17 protein-coding genes are annotated in these 15,285 nt (G+C 69.6%); 6 read left to right on the top strand and 11 right to left on the bottom strand.

From position 1 onward, the window contains the following. The first annotated feature begins 41 nt into the window (after nucleotides 1-41). On the top strand, nucleotides 42-722 hold the full coding sequence (locus tag NKT36_RS15015; protein WP_327051873.1) for an MBL fold metallo-hydrolase: 681 nt from the start codon (nucleotides 42-44) through the stop codon (nucleotides 720-722). A gap of 445 nt (nucleotides 723-1,167) precedes the next feature. Here the strand turns inward: NKT36_RS15015 and NKT36_RS15010 are convergent, their stop codons facing one another. Both NKT36_RS15010 and NKT36_RS15005 read right to left on the bottom strand, forming a co-directional pair. After that, nucleotides 1,168-2,352: a helix-turn-helix transcriptional regulator gene (locus NKT36_RS15010; protein ID WP_327051872.1), complete on the bottom strand. Its 1,185-nt coding sequence runs from the start codon at nucleotides 2,350-2,352 to the stop codon at nucleotides 1,168-1,170. Between the two features lie 51 nt (nucleotides 2,353-2,403). Next, nucleotides 2,404-3,558 (bottom strand): metal-dependent hydrolase family protein, encoded by a 1,155-nt coding sequence (locus NKT36_RS15005; protein ID WP_327051871.1) that lies wholly within the window; start codon nucleotides 3,556-3,558, stop codon nucleotides 2,404-2,406. 90 nt (nucleotides 3,559-3,648) lie between these two features. Here NKT36_RS15005 and NKT36_RS15000 point away from each other — a divergent pair, with 90 nt between their 5' ends. Next, nucleotides 3,649-4,818 carry a cystathionine gamma-synthase gene (locus NKT36_RS15000; RefSeq protein WP_327051870.1) on the top strand — a complete coding sequence of 390 codons (1,170 nt, stop codon included), beginning with the start codon at nucleotides 3,649-3,651 and terminating at the stop codon, nucleotides 4,816-4,818. 149 nt (nucleotides 4,819-4,967) lie between these two features. On the opposite strand, the gene NKT36_RS14995 is transcribed toward NKT36_RS15000, so the two are convergent. The 3 genes from NKT36_RS14995 to NKT36_RS14985 all read right to left on the bottom strand — a co-directional run bounded on the left by NKT36_RS14995 (nucleotide 4,968) and on the right by NKT36_RS14985 (nucleotide 5,908). Beyond that, nucleotides 4,968-5,234, bottom strand: coding sequence for an elongation factor 1-beta (locus tag NKT36_RS14995; RefSeq protein ID WP_327051869.1), 267 nt, complete (start codon nucleotides 5,232-5,234; stop codon nucleotides 4,968-4,970). Nucleotides 5,235-5,236: 2 nt separating this feature from the next. Continuing rightward, nucleotides 5,237-5,413 (bottom strand): HVO_2753 family zinc finger protein, encoded by a 177-nt coding sequence (locus tag NKT36_RS14990; RefSeq protein ID WP_327051868.1) that lies wholly within the window; start codon nucleotides 5,411-5,413, stop codon nucleotides 5,237-5,239. Nucleotides 5,414-5,515: 102 nt separating this feature from the next. After that, nucleotides 5,516-5,908, bottom strand: coding sequence for an OsmC family protein (locus tag NKT36_RS14985; RefSeq protein ID WP_327051867.1), 393 nt, complete (start codon nucleotides 5,906-5,908; stop codon nucleotides 5,516-5,518). 147 nt (nucleotides 5,909-6,055) lie between these two features. Between NKT36_RS14985 and nreA the strand changes: the two genes are divergently transcribed. Continuing rightward, the gene (nreA, locus tag NKT36_RS14980; RefSeq protein WP_327051866.1) at nucleotides 6,056-7,366 is read left to right on the top strand and encodes a DNA repair protein NreA; all 1,311 of its coding nucleotides are present in this window, start codon (nucleotides 6,056-6,058) and stop codon (nucleotides 7,364-7,366) included. 18 nt (nucleotides 7,367-7,384) lie between these two features. Here nreA and NKT36_RS14975 read toward each other — a convergent pair whose 3' ends face one another. The 4 genes from NKT36_RS14975 to NKT36_RS14960 form a co-directional block, all read right to left on the bottom strand. After that, the gene (locus NKT36_RS14975) at nucleotides 7,385-8,626 is read right to left on the bottom strand and encodes a tripartite tricarboxylate transporter permease (RefSeq protein ID WP_327051865.1); all 1,242 of its coding nucleotides are present in this window, start codon (nucleotides 8,624-8,626) and stop codon (nucleotides 7,385-7,387) included. Between the two features lie 213 nt (nucleotides 8,627-8,839). After that, nucleotides 8,840-9,178, bottom strand: coding sequence for a 50S ribosomal protein P1 (gene rpl12p / locus NKT36_RS14970; RefSeq protein ID WP_327051864.1), 339 nt, complete (start codon nucleotides 9,176-9,178; stop codon nucleotides 8,840-8,842). 15 nt (nucleotides 9,179-9,193) lie between these two features. Beyond that, entirely contained in the window at nucleotides 9,194-10,231 is a 1,038-nt protein-coding gene (locus tag NKT36_RS14965) for a 50S ribosomal protein L10 (protein WP_327051863.1), read from the bottom strand. 1 nt (nucleotide 10,232) lies between these two features. Beyond that, nucleotides 10,233-10,871, bottom strand: a complete 639-nt coding sequence (locus NKT36_RS14960) for a 50S ribosomal protein L1 (protein WP_327051862.1) — start codon at nucleotides 10,869-10,871, stop codon at nucleotides 10,233-10,235. 168 nt (nucleotides 10,872-11,039) lie between these two features. Between NKT36_RS14960 and NKT36_RS14955 the strand changes: the two genes are divergently transcribed. Next, nucleotides 11,040-11,780 carry a hypothetical protein gene (locus tag NKT36_RS14955; protein WP_327051861.1) on the top strand — a complete coding sequence of 247 codons (741 nt, stop codon included), beginning with the start codon at nucleotides 11,040-11,042 and terminating at the stop codon, nucleotides 11,778-11,780. A 19-nt stretch (nucleotides 11,781-11,799) separates the two neighbouring features. Here the strand turns inward: NKT36_RS14955 and NKT36_RS14950 are convergent, their stop codons facing one another. Together NKT36_RS14950 and NKT36_RS14945 are read right to left on the bottom strand one after the other, a co-directional pair. Continuing rightward, nucleotides 11,800-12,309, bottom strand: a complete 510-nt coding sequence (locus NKT36_RS14950; RefSeq protein ID WP_327051860.1) for a CinA family protein — start codon at nucleotides 12,307-12,309, stop codon at nucleotides 11,800-11,802. A 60-nt stretch (nucleotides 12,310-12,369) separates the two neighbouring features. Beyond that, entirely contained in the window at nucleotides 12,370-13,233 is an 864-nt protein-coding gene (locus NKT36_RS14945; RefSeq protein ID WP_407652183.1) for a hypothetical protein, read from the bottom strand. Between the two features lie 293 nt (nucleotides 13,234-13,526). Between NKT36_RS14945 and NKT36_RS14940 the strand changes: the two genes are divergently transcribed. Beyond that, nucleotides 13,527-14,159 (top strand): 2,5-diamino-6-(ribosylamino)-4(3H)-pyrimidinone 5'-phosphate reductase, encoded by a 633-nt coding sequence (locus NKT36_RS14940; protein ID WP_327051858.1) that lies wholly within the window; start codon nucleotides 13,527-13,529, stop codon nucleotides 14,157-14,159. 101 nt (nucleotides 14,160-14,260) lie between these two features. Continuing rightward, a complete protein-coding gene (locus NKT36_RS14935; protein WP_327051857.1) occupies nucleotides 14,261-15,262 on the top strand; it encodes a TIGR04024 family LLM class F420-dependent oxidoreductase in 1,002 nt (333 codons plus the stop codon). Nucleotides 15,263-15,285 lie beyond the last annotated feature (23 nt).

Here is a 15,285-nt window from a genome sequence, read left to right as displayed (position 1 = left end):
CAGCCGGAAGGAATACGGTCCGGGGGTCCGAAGCCTCACCGATGGCAACGCAGTTCGCTGACGGGGTCTGGCACGTCGACTGCCGGACCCGGGACATGCCGAACGTGTACGTGGTCGACGACGGCACCTGTACGCTCGTGGACGCCGGGTGGCCCGGCGACGAGGCGACGGTCCGGGCGGGCCTCGACGAGGCGGGGTTCGGACCGGCTGACGTCGACCGGGTGCTGTTGACCCACTACGACGCCGACCACGTCGGGACGCTCGCGGGACTGACGCCGGATCTCGACGCCCCCGTCTTCGTCCACCGCGAGGACGCACCGTACGTCGCCGGGGAGCGCCGCCCGCCGTGGACCGCCCGGAACGGCCTCGAAGCTCTCCACCGACTGTACTACCGGCGCCTGGCCCTCCCCGACCTCCCCGTCCGGCGTATCCGGGACGGCGACGACCTCGGCGGGTTCCGCGCGTACCACACGCCTGGTCACACGCCCGGGCACGTCGCCTACGTCCACGAGGGTCTCGACGTCGCCTTCCTCGGCGACCTCGCCTACGCGAAAGGAGGCGACCTGCAGCCCACCGGCCGCATAACGAGCTACGACGCCCGGCAGGTCGAGGAGAGCATCAGGACGTTGCTCGACAGGATGCCCCGCGTCGAGTGGGTCTGCCCGGGGCACGGACCACCGCTCGACGCCGGCCCCGTCCGTCTGGTGCAGGCTGTGGAGTGAGTCCTCACCGCCGACACACAGTCGGGGTCTGCCCTGTCGACGCGGTGCTGACGCAGGGGCTTCGGAATCCGGTTCCAGAGGCGCTTCGGGCCGAACTGGAGAGGTCTCCGGCGGTGGCTGAGCGAATAAACCGTGATTCTCCAGCACGTTCGCCCCGGAGATACGTCCGGTGTCCGCCTCCACCGTTCTCGTCCCGTCCGGCCGTTCGTAGACGACCGTTGCCATGCCCACGAGATAGCGCGCCCACGTCGACAGGGACGGTTCCAGGGACAGGCAGGACGCGACGACCACCTCGACGCCGGACGAGGCCGAGGGACGTGACGAGCCGTCCAGGAGGTCCTTCGACCGTGCCCGGCCGGGGGGCTCCATCCATCTCGAGTCCGACGGTCGCGCGCCGACGAACGTAATAAAACCAGGCTCCCGAAAAGGCCGGTTGCGACCGGGACTACTCGTCCAGCGGCGACCCCGCCGCGTCGGGTTCGTGGCCGTCGAGGCTGATGATGTTCTCGCGGCCGACGCGGAGCTTGCTGATGTCGCCCTGGTCCTCCATCTCCGAGAGGAGCATGCTGACCTTGGACTTCGACCAGCCGGTCTCGTCGACGATGTTCACCTGCTTCATGCGGCCGCCGTTCTCGTGGAGGAGCTTCTTCACCCGCGCCTCGTCGGTCAGCAGTTCCTCGTCGCTGACGGCTGGCTCGGTGTCGTTGTCGGCGACGTCCTCGGATTCGGTCGCCGCACCGCCGGGACCGGCGTCGGGTCGGCCGCCGTCGCCGTTCGGCAGCGACCCGAGGCCGCCCTGCCGCCACGCGAACGCCGCGGCGAGACCGACGATGACGACGAGGGCAGCGAGCATCAGCATCATCGGCGACTCCGACGCCGGTTCCTCGCTGTTCTCGCCGGGACCGTCACCGCCGGGCGGGCTCGTGGTCTCGGTGACGGAGGTGACGGTCTGGTTCGGGGCGTCGAACTCGACCATCGGCCGCTGGTCGTTGAACTTCCGCTCGCCGGACCACGAGACGGCCTCGCTGTCGGCGAGCGAGTCGCCCGTCATTGCCCGACCCTCCGTCGGCTTGGCGGCGACGATCGGCATGTCGCTCTGCGTCTCGACGACGAGCGTCTGGTTCTCCCCGAGGTAGAGGCCGTCCCGGAACGCGTCGCCGATGACGAGCGTGTTGTTGTCCCCCATCGAGGCGAACGAGGTCCAGGTGAACGACATCTCGACGACGCCGAGGTTCTTCTGCAGTCCGACGCCGCCGAGGGTGGCGTTGCGCGAGAAATCCTCGGCCTTCATCACGCGCTCGGTCTTGGTGCTCGCGTCCTCGGTGAGGGCGATGGCGTTCTTCTGGAAGTTCGTGTACAGCGGCGTGCTCTCGTTCTCGAACTTCCGGGCGAACTCCCGGAACTGCTGGCGCTCGGTCTCGTTGTCCAGCGTGCGCTCGTAGCGGAACGTCCACGTGGCGGAGCCGTCCTCGTGGACGAGAATCTGAAATTCTACCGAGTCGAACTCCTGGGCGCTCGCGATAGTCTGCGGCGCCGCCGTCGCCGTCGTGTCCGTCTGGGTCACTCCCGACGCCGGGAACGACCCCGCAAGCAACACGACGATGAGGCCGACAGCCAGCAGCCGTCTCATGTACGTACTTGGTCCATGCCTGGATATAAAAGACCTTGTGACGTGCCGGCGTCAGCGATACACGCTCCCTCGCACCACGACGCGTGCTGGCGATCCCCACGCCGCCACGTCGTCGAGTGGGTTCGCGTCGAGCACGACCAGGTCGGCGCGGTACCCCTCGGTGACGCGGCCGACGTCGTCGAGTCCCAGCAGGTCCGCTGCGTCGACGGTCGCGGCGGCCAGCGCGCGCTCTGGCGAGAGGCCGTACTCGACCATCAACTGTAGCTCTTCGGGGATGTCGGCGTGGAAGTTGAACGGCGTCCCGGCGTCGGTTCCCATCGCGATGGGGACGCCGGCGTCGCGCGCGTGCTCGAAGGAGTCCGCGAACGCCTCGGCCGCTTCCTCTGCCTTCTCGACGGCCCACGCCGGGATGCCAGCGTCGGTCCCGGCCTCGATGATTCCGTGGAGCGCCTTCGCGGTCGGCACCCAGTAGGTTCCCTCCTCGGCCATCAGTTCGGCCGCCTCGCGGTCCATGAAGGTAGCGTGCTCCACGCTGGAGATGCCGGCCCTGACGGCGTTCTTGATGCCGGCGGCACCGTGGGCGTGCGCGGCCGTCGGCACGCGCTTCGCGCTGGCTGCGTCGACGAGCGCGGTCAGTTCCGCCTCGTCGAGTTCGGGCGCGCCGGTGAGCGCGCCCTCGGTCAGCACGCCGCCGGTCGCCATGCACTTGACGACGTCCGCACCGCGCTTGAGCTGCTCGCGGGCGGCCTGCTTCACCGCCGCCTGCCCGTCTGCCTCGCGACCGAACCAGTGGCCGTGCCCGCCGGTCATGGTGACGTTCTCGCCGCAGGCGAGCACGCGCGGCCCCTCCAGGACGCCCGTCTCGACCGCATCGGCGGCGTCGAGCGCGAGCGTCGACGGCGCGCCGAGGTCGCGGACGGTGGTCACGCCCGCGTCGAGCGCGTCCTCGAGGTTCGCAGCGGCGCGGTAGGCCAGCATCGTCTCGCTCTCGTCGGTCGCCGAACTCGGGTCGGGGCGGCCGTCCATCATCAGGTGGACGTGCGCGTCGATCAGTCCCGGCGCGACGTACTGGCCGGTCGCGTCGATCTCCTCGTCCGGGTCGTCAGGTGCGTCGCCGACAGCCACTATCTCCTCGCCCTCTACCGCCACGTCCGCCTGTCGGACGCCGTCGACGTCGACCACGTCCGCGCCGCGAAGTACGAGCATGTCACCCACGTGAACGACCGGCGAGGTAAAGCTCCGGGTCCCGGCAGACGAAGGACAAGAGTAACCTGCCCGGCCTCCGTCCCCTCGCGCATGACCGACGACCACGAGGAGTTCCGCTTCGAGACGCGATCCATCCACGCCGGCCAGGAACCGGACGAGGAGACGGGCGCGCTGATGACGCCCATCCACGCCAACTCGACGTACGTCCAGGACGCCCCGGGCGACCACCGCGGCTACGAGTACTCCCGCACCGGCAACCCCACCCGCTCCGACCTGGAGGCGAACCTCGCGAGCCTCGAAGGGGGCGAGTTCGGCCGCGCCTTCGCCAGCGGGATGGGCTCCATCAACACCGTCCTGAACCTGCTCTCCTCGGGCGACCACGTCGTCGCCAGCGAGGACGTCTACGGCGGCACCCACCGCATCTTCACGCAGGTGTACGCGGACTACGACCTGGAGTTCAGCTTCGTGGACATGACCGACCCCGACGCCGTCAGCGACGCGGTCCGCGCGGAGACCGAACTGCTGTGGGTCGAGACGCCGACGAACCCGCTGCTCAACGTCGTCGACGTCGCCGCGATGGCCGACATCGCCGACGACGCGGACGCCCTGTGCGCCGTCGACAACACGTTCGCCACGCCGTACCTCCAGCGCCCGCTCGAACTCGGCGCCGATATCGTCTCCCACTCGCTGACGAAGTACCTCGGCGGCCACTCGGACGTCGTCGGCGGCGCGCTCGTCACCGACGACCCCGACCTCGACGAGCGCATCGGCTTCTACCAGAACAGCGTCGGCGCGACGCCCGGCCCCCACGACTGCTTCCTCGTCCTCCGCGGGACGAAGACCCTCCCCGTGCGGATGGACCGCCACTGCGAGAACGCCCGCGCCATCGCCGACTGGCTCGACGCCCACGACCGCGTCGACCGCGTCTACTACCCCGGCCTCGACTCCCACCCCGACCACGACCTCGCCGCCGAGCAGATGGACGACTTCGGCGGGATGGTCAGCTTCGAACTCGACGCCAGCCTCGACGAGACCGCCGACGTCGTGAGCGAGACCGAGGTGTTCACGCTCGCCGAGAGCCTCGGCGGCGTCGAGAGCCTCATCGAGCAACCGGCGACGATGACCCACGCCGCCATCCCGAAGGAGGAGCGCCTGGCGGCCGGCCTCCGTGACGGCCTCATCCGCGCCAGCGTCGGCATCGAGAACGTCGAGGACCTCAAAGCCGACCTCCAGCAGGCGTTCGACGCCGCGCTGGACTGACGGGACGGCTCCCCTCGACTGCGCTTGCCGACTCTTTTCAGGTCACGGTTCGCGGACGGAATCCGGCCGACCAGCTGCGAGCGTATCGGACAGGACACCCGCTGCTACCGGACGACGTCACTAGTCGAAACGCGAAAAGACGGCAGTGGTTATATGCGGCCGACGTTCTCGACTTCGACGCTCTCGACGTCGTCGACGTTCGAGAAGTTCTCCTCGACGGCCTCGGTGCCACCGGTGTCGTCGGGGACGATGACCGTCGGCAGGAGGGCGACGAGACCGAACGCGACCTCGTCACGCTCGAAGCCGTTGATCTTGGCGCCCTCGGGGAGCGCGTTCTCGAGGCGGTCCTGGAGACCGTCCAGGTCGACCTCGGGACTGTTCGGCATGACCTTGATCTTGGCAGCTACTTTCCCCATCGTTACGGACCCATGAACCCACAGTCGGGGCACTCGTAGAGGTTGCTCTGCTTGCGGCACTTGGCACAGCGGTAGATGTCCTGCCCGCAGTCGGGGCACTTGAACGACGCGGCGTTCGTGCCGGAGATGTTGATCCCACAGGAGACGCATTTGCGCGCCTGCTTCTGCGACTGACTCATACCTTCCCCTTCCCGCGCGCGACTTTTATACGCTTCCCTTTGCACCCGGCCGCCGTCGACGGTTCCCCCGAATCCGCCGACGGCGAGAGGGTGAATCGTCCTCTAGAAGGCGTCCGTCTCGACGGAGACGTCCGCGACCAGGCTCTCCTTGACGGCGTCGCCGACCTTGCAGAGCTCGTGGGCGCGCTCGACGATCTCGTCGACGGTCTCGTCGTCGACGTCGGCCTCCCACGCGACGTCGAAGTGAACGGCGTCGAGCTTGTCGTCGTCGTTGAGATCGGCCGAAGCCTCGATCTCGATCCGGCCGAGGTCGCCAGCGCCGCGCTGCTCGCCGCCGACGCGCAGGGCGGGGACGTAGCAGGACCCGTACGCGGCCAGCAGCGCTTCCAGCGTGTCGGGGGCGTCCTCGCCCGTCGCGTCGATGGTGAGCGAGAAGTTGCGGGCCTCGTTCTCGGAGCTGTAACCTGCTTCGGACGTAGTAGTGACTTCTGGCATTGCGTTCGCTACGACACTCGCGACCCTCTAAGTTTTTCCGAACGAGAAGCGGGCAGAACGGGCGGGTACTGGCGCTCGCACGGAACGAGGTACGGCCGACGCGGTCGGACCGAACGTTCAAGCCGGTCGCGTGCCAACCCCCGTCGAATGCGGCTGGACGAGTACATCGACGGGCTGCAACCCGACGACGGCGAGCGACGCCGCCGCCTCGCCGAGGAGAAGTCCTACGAGATACTGGACTACGTCGACGACTTCCAGGACCGCTTCGAGGAGGTCGCCCAGGGCGACACCCTGTTCGGCAGTACCTCCCCCTCGGTGTTCGTCGGCCGGTCGTCGTACCCGAACGTCTCTACCGGCATCCTCTCGCCGGTCGGCGCCGAGGAGAACGCCAGCGACTTCGCGACCAGCGGCGACTGGTACCGGCGCGGGCTCGACATCGACAACGTCCTCCAGTACCGGACGGGGCTGCTCAACTCCAACCGCTCCGCCAAGGTCGACGTGAACGACGTCTGGGACGGCTTCGTCGGCGTCCAGCGCGAGATCGCCATCGCCGACCGTCCCGTCGACGTGGAGATCGGCCTCTCGGAGTCGCTCGACCTCGATCTGGACGTCGACGACGTGGCGACGCCGACCGGCCCCTCCGCACGCGCCGACTCGGCCCAGCTCGCGGAGAACCCCCACGTCCCCCGACCGGTGAAGAAGACCCTGGAGGACGACGACTGGCAGGCCCAGGGCGCGATGAACTACCTCTACCGGCGCGGGTACGACGTCTACGACATCAACACAATCCTCTCGGCTGGCGCGCTCGGCCGCGGCGACAACCGCCGGCTCGTCCCGACGCGGTGGTCCATCACGGCGGTCGACGACACGGTGGGGCAGTACCTCCGCGGCCAGATACGGGACGCTCCGAGCATCGACCAGACGCAGGTCTGGGTGAACGAGTACATGGGCAACCGCTACTGGGTCGTACTCGCGCCCGGTCAGTGGGAGTTCGAACTCGTCGAGATGAAGGCGCCCGGGAGCATCTGGAACCCGAATCCCGACGACGACGTCTGGCTGGCCAGCGCCCACGAGGGGTACGAGGGTCGCACTGGCTACGTCGACGAGACCGCGGGCGCGTACTACGCCGCCCGGCTCGGCGTCCTCGAACATCTCGCCGACGAGGGCCGGCAGGCGAAGGCGCTCGTCCTCCGCGAGGTCAGCGACGACTACTGGGCCCCGGTGGGCGTCTGGCAGGTCCGCGAGAGCGTCCGCAACGCCTTCGACGGCGTCCCCGGCGGTGCCACCGGCGAGGCACCCGAGAGCCGCGAGGCGCTCGCGGGCGAGTACGGCGAGGCCGAGTCGTTCCACGCCGCCGTCCGCTCCATCGTCCCACAGCTACCCGTCTCCATCGCCGCTCTGCGCCGGAAGTCCGAGATGGTCTCGGGGCTGCAGGTGCGGCTCTCGGACTTCGGGTAGTCGTTCCGTTCCCCGTGCTTACACCCCCAGCATCAGCGGGCCGATGAGCACGCCCATCAGGTGCACCCGCCGACAGCCGACCTGCGCCGGTACCAGCCCGACGATTCCGCTGGCGAGAAAGACGCCCACGCCGACCGGGCCGGCGAAAAGGAAGGAGACGACCGCGAGCAGCGCCAGCACCCCGAGCGACAGGCGCGTGTTGTCCACCCGACCGACCGTCCGGAGGTAGCGGTCGCCCACGAGGAGGACGAGCGCGAACCCGACCGCGCCCGCGAGGCCGGCGCTGGCGAGCAACAGGGGGAGGACCACGGGCGCGTTCGCCTCCTGCAGCGCGACCATCACGCCCGTCCGGGGCGACCCCAGCGAGACGAGCGCGAAGAGGGCGAAGATGGTGTTGGCCGTGTTGACGCCGCTGGTCGCCACGACGAACCCGCGCGACCCCGTCCGGCCGGGCACGAGCGCCAGCGCGAACACGGCCGCGATGGCGGAGGAGATGCCCGGGAGGTAGCCGACGACCGCGCCGGCGACCGTGCCGGCCAGCGCGGTCGCGGCGACGGTCGCGTGCGACGCGGCGACCGCGGGGTCGGCCTGTTCGGGCACCCCCGCACCGCCGACGGCCTCGACGAGCACCGGCGCACCGAACAGCCCCGCGAACAACGGCGCGAGCACGTCACCGCCTGACAGCGGCGCAGCGGGCGAGAGGTCGAGCGTGGCCCAGCCGAGCGCGGTGCTGGCGGCGAACGCCACCGCACCGCCGAGACGCCCCCGCCACGTCGGTTCCGTGGCGAGGAGGGCGACGACGACCGCAGCCAGGACCAGCGGCAGGTGGGTGCTGATGGTCGGATAGGCGGTCGTCATGGCTCCCGTCACCGGCACGGCCAGCGGGACGGCGAACAGCACCGCGAGGCCGCTTCCCAGCGCGGAGAGGCGCACCGCTTCGCGGCCACGTCCCTCGATGACCAGTCGATGGCCGGGGAGCGCCGTGGCCGCCATCGCGGGGTCGGGAACGCCGAGCGCGAGTGCGGGCACCACGTCGAGGAAGGAGTGGGCGACGCCGGCGGCGAGGATGGCCGCGCCGACCAGTCGCGGCGGCCCGGGAATCGCGGGCGCGACGGACGCCAGCAACAGCGCGAGGTTGTTGACGTGGACGCCGGGGACCAGCCCGCTCGTCGTCCCGAGCGCGATGCCCCCGACCACGAACCCGAGCGCCGTCGCCGTGATCGCCGGTGCGAACACCAGTCGCGTGCCGAACGCCTCCATCGGGCCGGAGTGGTCCCGGCTTCAGGTTTAAACGTTCGTGAGTGGACGGTCGGCGAGTCCGACCGCGCGGCACTCGGTTGCGCCGGAGCTAGTGAACGAAAGAACGCAGGTCCGTCGCGGAACGGCTCGCTGCCGGCGTGGGCGCAGTCGGCCGCCGCGACGGCTATGTGACAGGTTGCACGCGAAAGAAAATCGGATCTGGTCGTCGTGGCGTTAGCCGAAGAGTTCGCCGAGGCCCTCGCCGCTGGCCTCCTCGTCCTCGTCTTCCTCTTCTTCTTCGGCGGCCTCTTCTTCTTCGGCGGCCTCTTCCTCTTCGGCAGCCTCTTCGGCGCCACCTTCCGCGGCGCCACCGGCGGCCGCGCCACCGGCGGGGACCGCAGCTGCCTGCTCGACGGCCTCGTCGATGTCGACGTCCTCGAGCGCGGCGACGAGCGCCTTGACGCGGGACTCCTCGACGTCGACGCCCGACGCGTCGAGCACGTTGGTGAGGTTCTCTTCGTTGATCTCTTCGCCCGATTCGTTCAGGATGAGTGCAGCGTAAACGTATTCCATTGTTGTAGTCCTCCGTTATCCGAACATCTGGCCGAGCCCTTCGCCTGCGGCGTCGTCGTCGTCATCGTCGTCCTCGGGTTCGGGTTCGGCCTCGGTTTCTTCGTCGCTCGATTCGTCTTCGGTGTCCTCTTCGGCCGCGCCGCCCGCAGCGGGAGCCTCGACGCCGCGAAGCTCCTCGGGGAGCGCGTCCTCGTCCTCGATCTGGGCAGCCAGCGCGCGCACCTGGGCGTCCGCCTTGCTCACGAGGTCCGGCGCGACGTCCGGGCTCTCGATGGCGGCCTGGAGGCCGAGGCTCTTGGCCTCGCCCTCGGCCTTGGCGACCAGTGCGGGCGTGGTCTGCGCGGTCGGGTACGTCGCGTTGAGCGCGAGGTTCCGAGCGCGGGCCGCCGCCGTCTCGACGTCGCTGCGGTAGGCGTCGACGTCGATGGCGAGTTCGTCCGCCTCGAACAGGACGCCGTCGGAGAAGACGGCGCTGAGGTCGAGACCGACCTCCTTGGGCTCCATGCCGAGTTCACTGAGGACGTTGGCGAGGTCGGCGGAGACTTCGTCGCCTTCCTCCGCGACCACGCTGTCCTCGGTCACCTGGATGGACCCGTCCTGGATGCGAGCGGCAGCACCGACCTGCTGGAGTTCGCCGACGAACGGTCCCGGGTCGACGCCGGTGTCGCCCTCGGGGATGACGATGTCGTTCGGGGCGACCTCGCCGGCCGAGATGGGTGCCGGGCTCTTGGACGCCTCGAGCTGCTTGTACAGCCCGAACGGGTTGTCGTTCGTCCCGATGAGGCCGACCTGTCCCTCGATGTAATCGGCGAGTTCCTCGACGTCCTTGTCGACGGCGTCGAGCGCTCGCTCGAGCAGCGTGTTCCGGCTGATGCGGAGCTCGGCACTGCCGTGCAGGTTGCGCCGCATCGTCTGGAGCTGCTTGCTCGGGATGCCGGCGACGCTGACGACGCCGACGCTACCGTAGCGCTCGACGAAGTCGGTCAGTTCGCCGACCTCCTCCTCCTTCCACTCGGGGATGGTCTCGGTCTTGCGTTCGGCTTCTGCGGACATATCAGGCCACCTCCACCGCGGGACCCATCGTCGTCTTCACGTACACCGAGTCGACGTTGAGTGGGCCCTTCTCGAGGTCCGTGTGGAGACGGCGGAGGATGACGTCGATGTTGTCGGCGATCTCGTCGGCCGACATGTCCTCTGCCCCGACGCGCGTGTGGAACGTGCGGCGGTCACCGCTCCGTAGCTGGACCGTGTTCTTCATCCGGTTGACGACTTCGACGACGTCGTCGTCCGGCTGAAGCGGTTCGGGCATCTTGCCCCGGGGACCGAGGACCGTACCGAGGTAGCGACCGATGTCTTGCATCATCGACGCCTCTGCGATGAAGAAGTCGGTTGCGCTGGCGAGGTCCTTGGCCTCGTCGTCGTCGTCGCCCAGGTCCTCCAGGTCGTCGCCGTCGAGGACCTCGTCCGCGACGTCCTCGGCTCGCAGGGCCGTCTCGCCCTCTGCGAACACGACAATCTGGGTCTCCTGGCCGGTGCCAGACGGGAGTACTATACTTTCGTCGACCCGGTTCGACGGGTCGTTCAGATCGAGATCGCGCAGGTTAATCGCGAGGTCCACCGTTTCGCGGAAGTTCCGCCCCGGTGAGTCCTCGAGTGCGCGAGAGACTGCTTCCTCTATTTCACTATCTGCCATCGTTCACCTCCGTAGTACGCAGGAATGCTCCTACGGGTCAGTGAAACAGGCAATGCCTGTCTCACCGGAAATTGACCCATCTCGAACTTAAACCCGTCGAACTGGACCCACTTCGAGAGACGGTCACGGGCCAGTAGACGTTTTCCGCCCGACGTGGGAGGTTCGGACGTGTCGCTGCTCGTCGCGGCCCTGGCCGCGGTGCTCGCCGCCGTCCACGTCTTCGTCGCGCGACTCCGCTCGCTGACCGTCGTTCCCCGGAGCGTCTGGCTCTCGATGGCCGGCGGCGCGTCGGTCGCCTACGTCTTCGTGCATATCCTCCCCGAACTCCACCGTCGCGGCGCGGTCCTCGAGGAGGTCGGAAACCGCGTCCTCGGCTTCCTGGAGTACCACGCCTACCTGGTTGCGCTCCTCGGGTTCGCGTTCTTCTACGGCGTCGAGGCGTTCGCCCGGCGGTCGCAGCGGTCAACGTCCGGCGACGAGGTAGCCGGCGCGAGGACAAAAACCAGCGCCGGCGTCTTCTGGGTCCACGTCGGGTCGTTCGCCGCGTACAACGCGCTCGTCGGTTACCTCCTCGTCCACCGCGAACAGCCCGGCGTCAGGAGCCTCCTCTTCTTCGCGGCCGCGATGGCCGCCCACTTCCTCGTCAACGACGTCGGCCTCCGGGACCACCACCACGAGGCGTACGACCGCTACGGACGCTGGGTGCTCGCCGCGGGCGTCCTCGCCGGCTGGGCCGTGGGGAGCGTGACCACCGTTGGCGAACTCGCCGTGAACTCCCTGTTCGCCTTCCTCGCCGGGTCGGTCGTCCTCAACGTCATCAAGGAGGAGCTCCCGGCGGAGCGCGAGAGCCGGTTCTGGTCGTTCGCGGTCGGTGCTGCGGGCTACAGCGCGCTGTTGCTCGTGGGGTAGCCAGTCGCTCGCTGGCAGGTCACTCCAGCGCGTCCAGCAGGTCAGCGAGCGCCCGCCGGGCGATCCGCTCTTTGATCTCCGTCCGACTGCCGTCGAACTCGTAGCGCTCGACGGCTGCCCAGGAGTCGCCGCTGCCCCACTCGCCGGCGTGCGCGACGCCGACGAAGACGGTGCCGACGGGCTTCGCCTCCGTGCCGCCGGTCGGCCCGGCGATGCCGGTGGTCGCGACGCCCCACGTCGTCCCGGCCACGTCGCGGACGCCGCGCGCCATCTGGCGGGCGACGGGTTCGCTGACCGCGCCGTGCTCGTCGAGCGTCTCGCGGGTGACGCCGACGTGTTCCATCTTCGCCGCGTAGGAGTAGGTGACGACCGAGCGGTCGAAGTAGTCGCTCGACCCGGGGACGTCCGTCAGCAGCGACCCGATGAGGCCGCCCGTACAGGACTCGGCCGTCGCGACGGTGGCGTCGGCGTCGCGGAGCGCGTCGCCCACCCGTCGTTCGACCGGCGGGTCGTCGGCGTAGTCTCGCATGCGTGGGCGTGCGCGCGCCGTCAGCATGAAAGTGGGGGTCCTGCCGAACGGCGTCGCCGGTCACGCCCGGAACTCGCTGTCGGCATCCGACCGCGACCGGGTCGGCTCGGCACCGGGGCTGAGCGTCAGGAGGAACCGGACCATCAGGCCCACGCCGGCGAGCGTCAGCGCGGCGAAGATGACGATCTGTGGCAGCGCTACGGTCTGGCCGTCGCGGACCATGTAGACGATCATCGCCAGCACGGCGCCCCCGAGGGTGGCGATCTTCACGAGGAGGACGGCGGCGAACGCGTAGCCCCACGACCGGCGCTGCCAGAGCCAGTAGGACGCCAGCGCGAACGCAGGGACGACGACGCCGAGGTCCAGCGAGTAGATGACGGACGTCGGCAACCCCGGGTCGGCGATGCTCGCCGGCGTCGTCCCGGCGAGCGTCGCCGGCAGTATCTCCGAGAGCCACAGCAGCGAGACCAGGAGGACGACGAGCAACTGGAATCCGACGTACGGCCAGACGGACGCGTCGCCGTGTTCCCGCTTCAGCGCCGCAGCGTCGAGACGAACCATCCCGCCCACGAACGTGAACAGCGTCAGCCAGAGCAGCGTCGTGTAGACGAGGTACAGCTCGTTGAACGCCGCCATGAAGGCGTACGAGGCGTAGGTGTACAGGAGGTAGCCGGTCACCCCCAGCCAGACGACGTACCCGCGCAGCGACCCCCGGTGGGCGTAGTACAGCGAGACGGCGAGGGTCGGCACGCCCACGAGGAGGGTCAGCAGGTCCTGTCCGTAGACCTGCGGAAGGAGCACCGGGTCGTCGCGGTAGAACTCGGGGACGAACAGCCCGACGACGGTCGCGACGACCGTCAGCGCGAGCGTCGCGAGCGACGCGAGCACGTACGGTCGCGGCAGTGGCTTCCGAGACACGGTCACCACCCCGCTCCGCAGCCCAGGTCCAGTTCGCAGTATCCCGGTACCGTCGCCGGTCGACCGGGTCCTGGTCCATGTCGGTCGCCGAGGAGAGTCTTCATGCACCGAGGCCACCATCCACGGACACGTATAGGTATGCGTCCGTTCGCGTCCGTTCGCGTCCGTCGCGTCGGGCAGGACGCCAGCGCACACCGCTGGACCGGGCCTATTCGTCCGCAGGGAACCGACGACAGGTGCTGGACGCGCAATCGCGGGCCACCGAAAGCGGTTTTCCGGGTCGCGCTCTATCCGGGCGCATGCACGTGGTCGTCAACGCAGCGACGAGCGTCGACGGGAAGCTATCCACCCGCCGGCGCGAGCAGGTCGCCATCAGCGGCCCCGAGGACTTCGCGCGCGTGGACGACCTTCGCGTCGAGAGCGACGTCATCGCCGTCGGCGTCGGCACCGTGCTCGCCGACGACCCGTCTCTCACCGCCGACGGCGGCCCGAACCCCCTGCGGGTCGTCGCGGACTCGCGCGCGCGGACACCCACCGACGCCGCGGTGGTCGACGACCGCGCGCCGACGGTCGTCTTCGTCGCCGAGCGCGCGCCGGACGAGCGCGTCCGGGCGCTGGAGGCGGCCGGCGCGGAGGTCGTCGTCGCCGGCGAGACGCGGGTCGACCTCGAAGCGGCGTTCGCGACGCTGGAGGCCCGCGGCGTCGACCAGGTGATGGTCGAGGGCGGCGGTGAACTCATCTTCTCGCTGTTCGACGCCGGACTGGTCGACGACCTCCGGGTGTTCGTCGGGTCGCTGGTCGTCGGCGGCCGCGACGCCCCGACGCTGGCCGACGGCGAGGGGTTCGTCGACCGCGAGGCGTTCGCCGACCTGTCGCTGGCGAGCGTCGAGCGGGTCGACGACGGCGTCCTCCTGCAGTACGACGTGGACTGACGAGACCGTCACGGCGACGGCGCGTCGCCGACCACCCGCCGACGTATCGCCGAACCAACACCGACACTGATACGGTGTCACGCACACGAGTTCGCTGACGAATGCCTGCAGACAGAACTGTTCACCTTCCGGTTTCCGCACAGCCGAGCGTCGACACGCTCGTCGACCTCGCCCAGCGCGCAGAGGACCTCGACTACGAGCGCGTCTGGCTCCCCGAGACGTGGGGACGGGACGCCGTGACTGCGCTGACCGCGATGGCCCAGGGGACCGACGAGATCGGTATCGGCCCCAGCATCCTGAACGTCTACTCGCGCTCGCCGGCGCTCATCGGCCAGACCGCCGCGACCCTCCAGGAGGTCTCCGACGGCCGCCTGCGCGTCGGCCTCGGCCCGAGCGGCCCGGCGGTCGTCGAGGGCTGGCACGGGGCAGAGTTCGACCAGCCGCTGCGGACCACCCGCGAGACCATCGACATCGTGAAGAAGGTGCTCTCGGGCGAGCAGGTCGACTACGCCGGCGACGTGTTCACGGTCGGCGGCTTCCGTCTGCGCTGCGACCCGCCCGAGGACCCGCCGGGCATCGACGCCGCCGGGATGGGGCCGAAGTCGGTCGAGCTCGCCGGCCGGTTCGCCGACGGCTGGCACGCCACGCTGTTCACGCCGGACGGGATGCGCGACCGCCTGGAGGACCTGCGCCGCGGCGCGGAACTCGGCGGCCGCGACCCCGACGACCCGCGGGTGACGCTGTCGCTGACCTGCTGTGCGCTGGACGACGGCGAGCAGGCCCGCGACCTCGCCCGCCAGCACGCCGCCTTCTACGTCGGCGGCATGGGGACCTACTACCGCGACTCGCTCGCCCGCCAGGGGTACGAGGAGACCGCGAACGAGATAGCGGCCGCCTGGGGCAGCGGCGAGAAGGAGCGCGCGACCGAACTGGTCTCCGACGAACTGCTCGACGAACTCGGGGCGGCCGGGACGCCCGAACGCGCCCGCGAGGAACTGCAGAAGTTCCTCGACGTCGAGGGCGTCGACCGCGTCGCGGTCAGCTTCCCGCGCGGCGCCACCCTCGACCAGGTCCGCGAGACGCTCGACGCGCTCGCACCCTGACGGGGCGACGACGAAGCGCCGTC

This window comes from Halomicrococcus gelatinilyticus (assembly GCA_024227995.1).
GTDB classification, from domain to species: Archaea; Halobacteriota; Halobacteria; order Halobacteriales; family Haladaptataceae; genus Halomicrococcus; species Halomicrococcus gelatinilyticus.
This window is presented reverse-complemented; position numbering and strand designations above follow the sequence as displayed.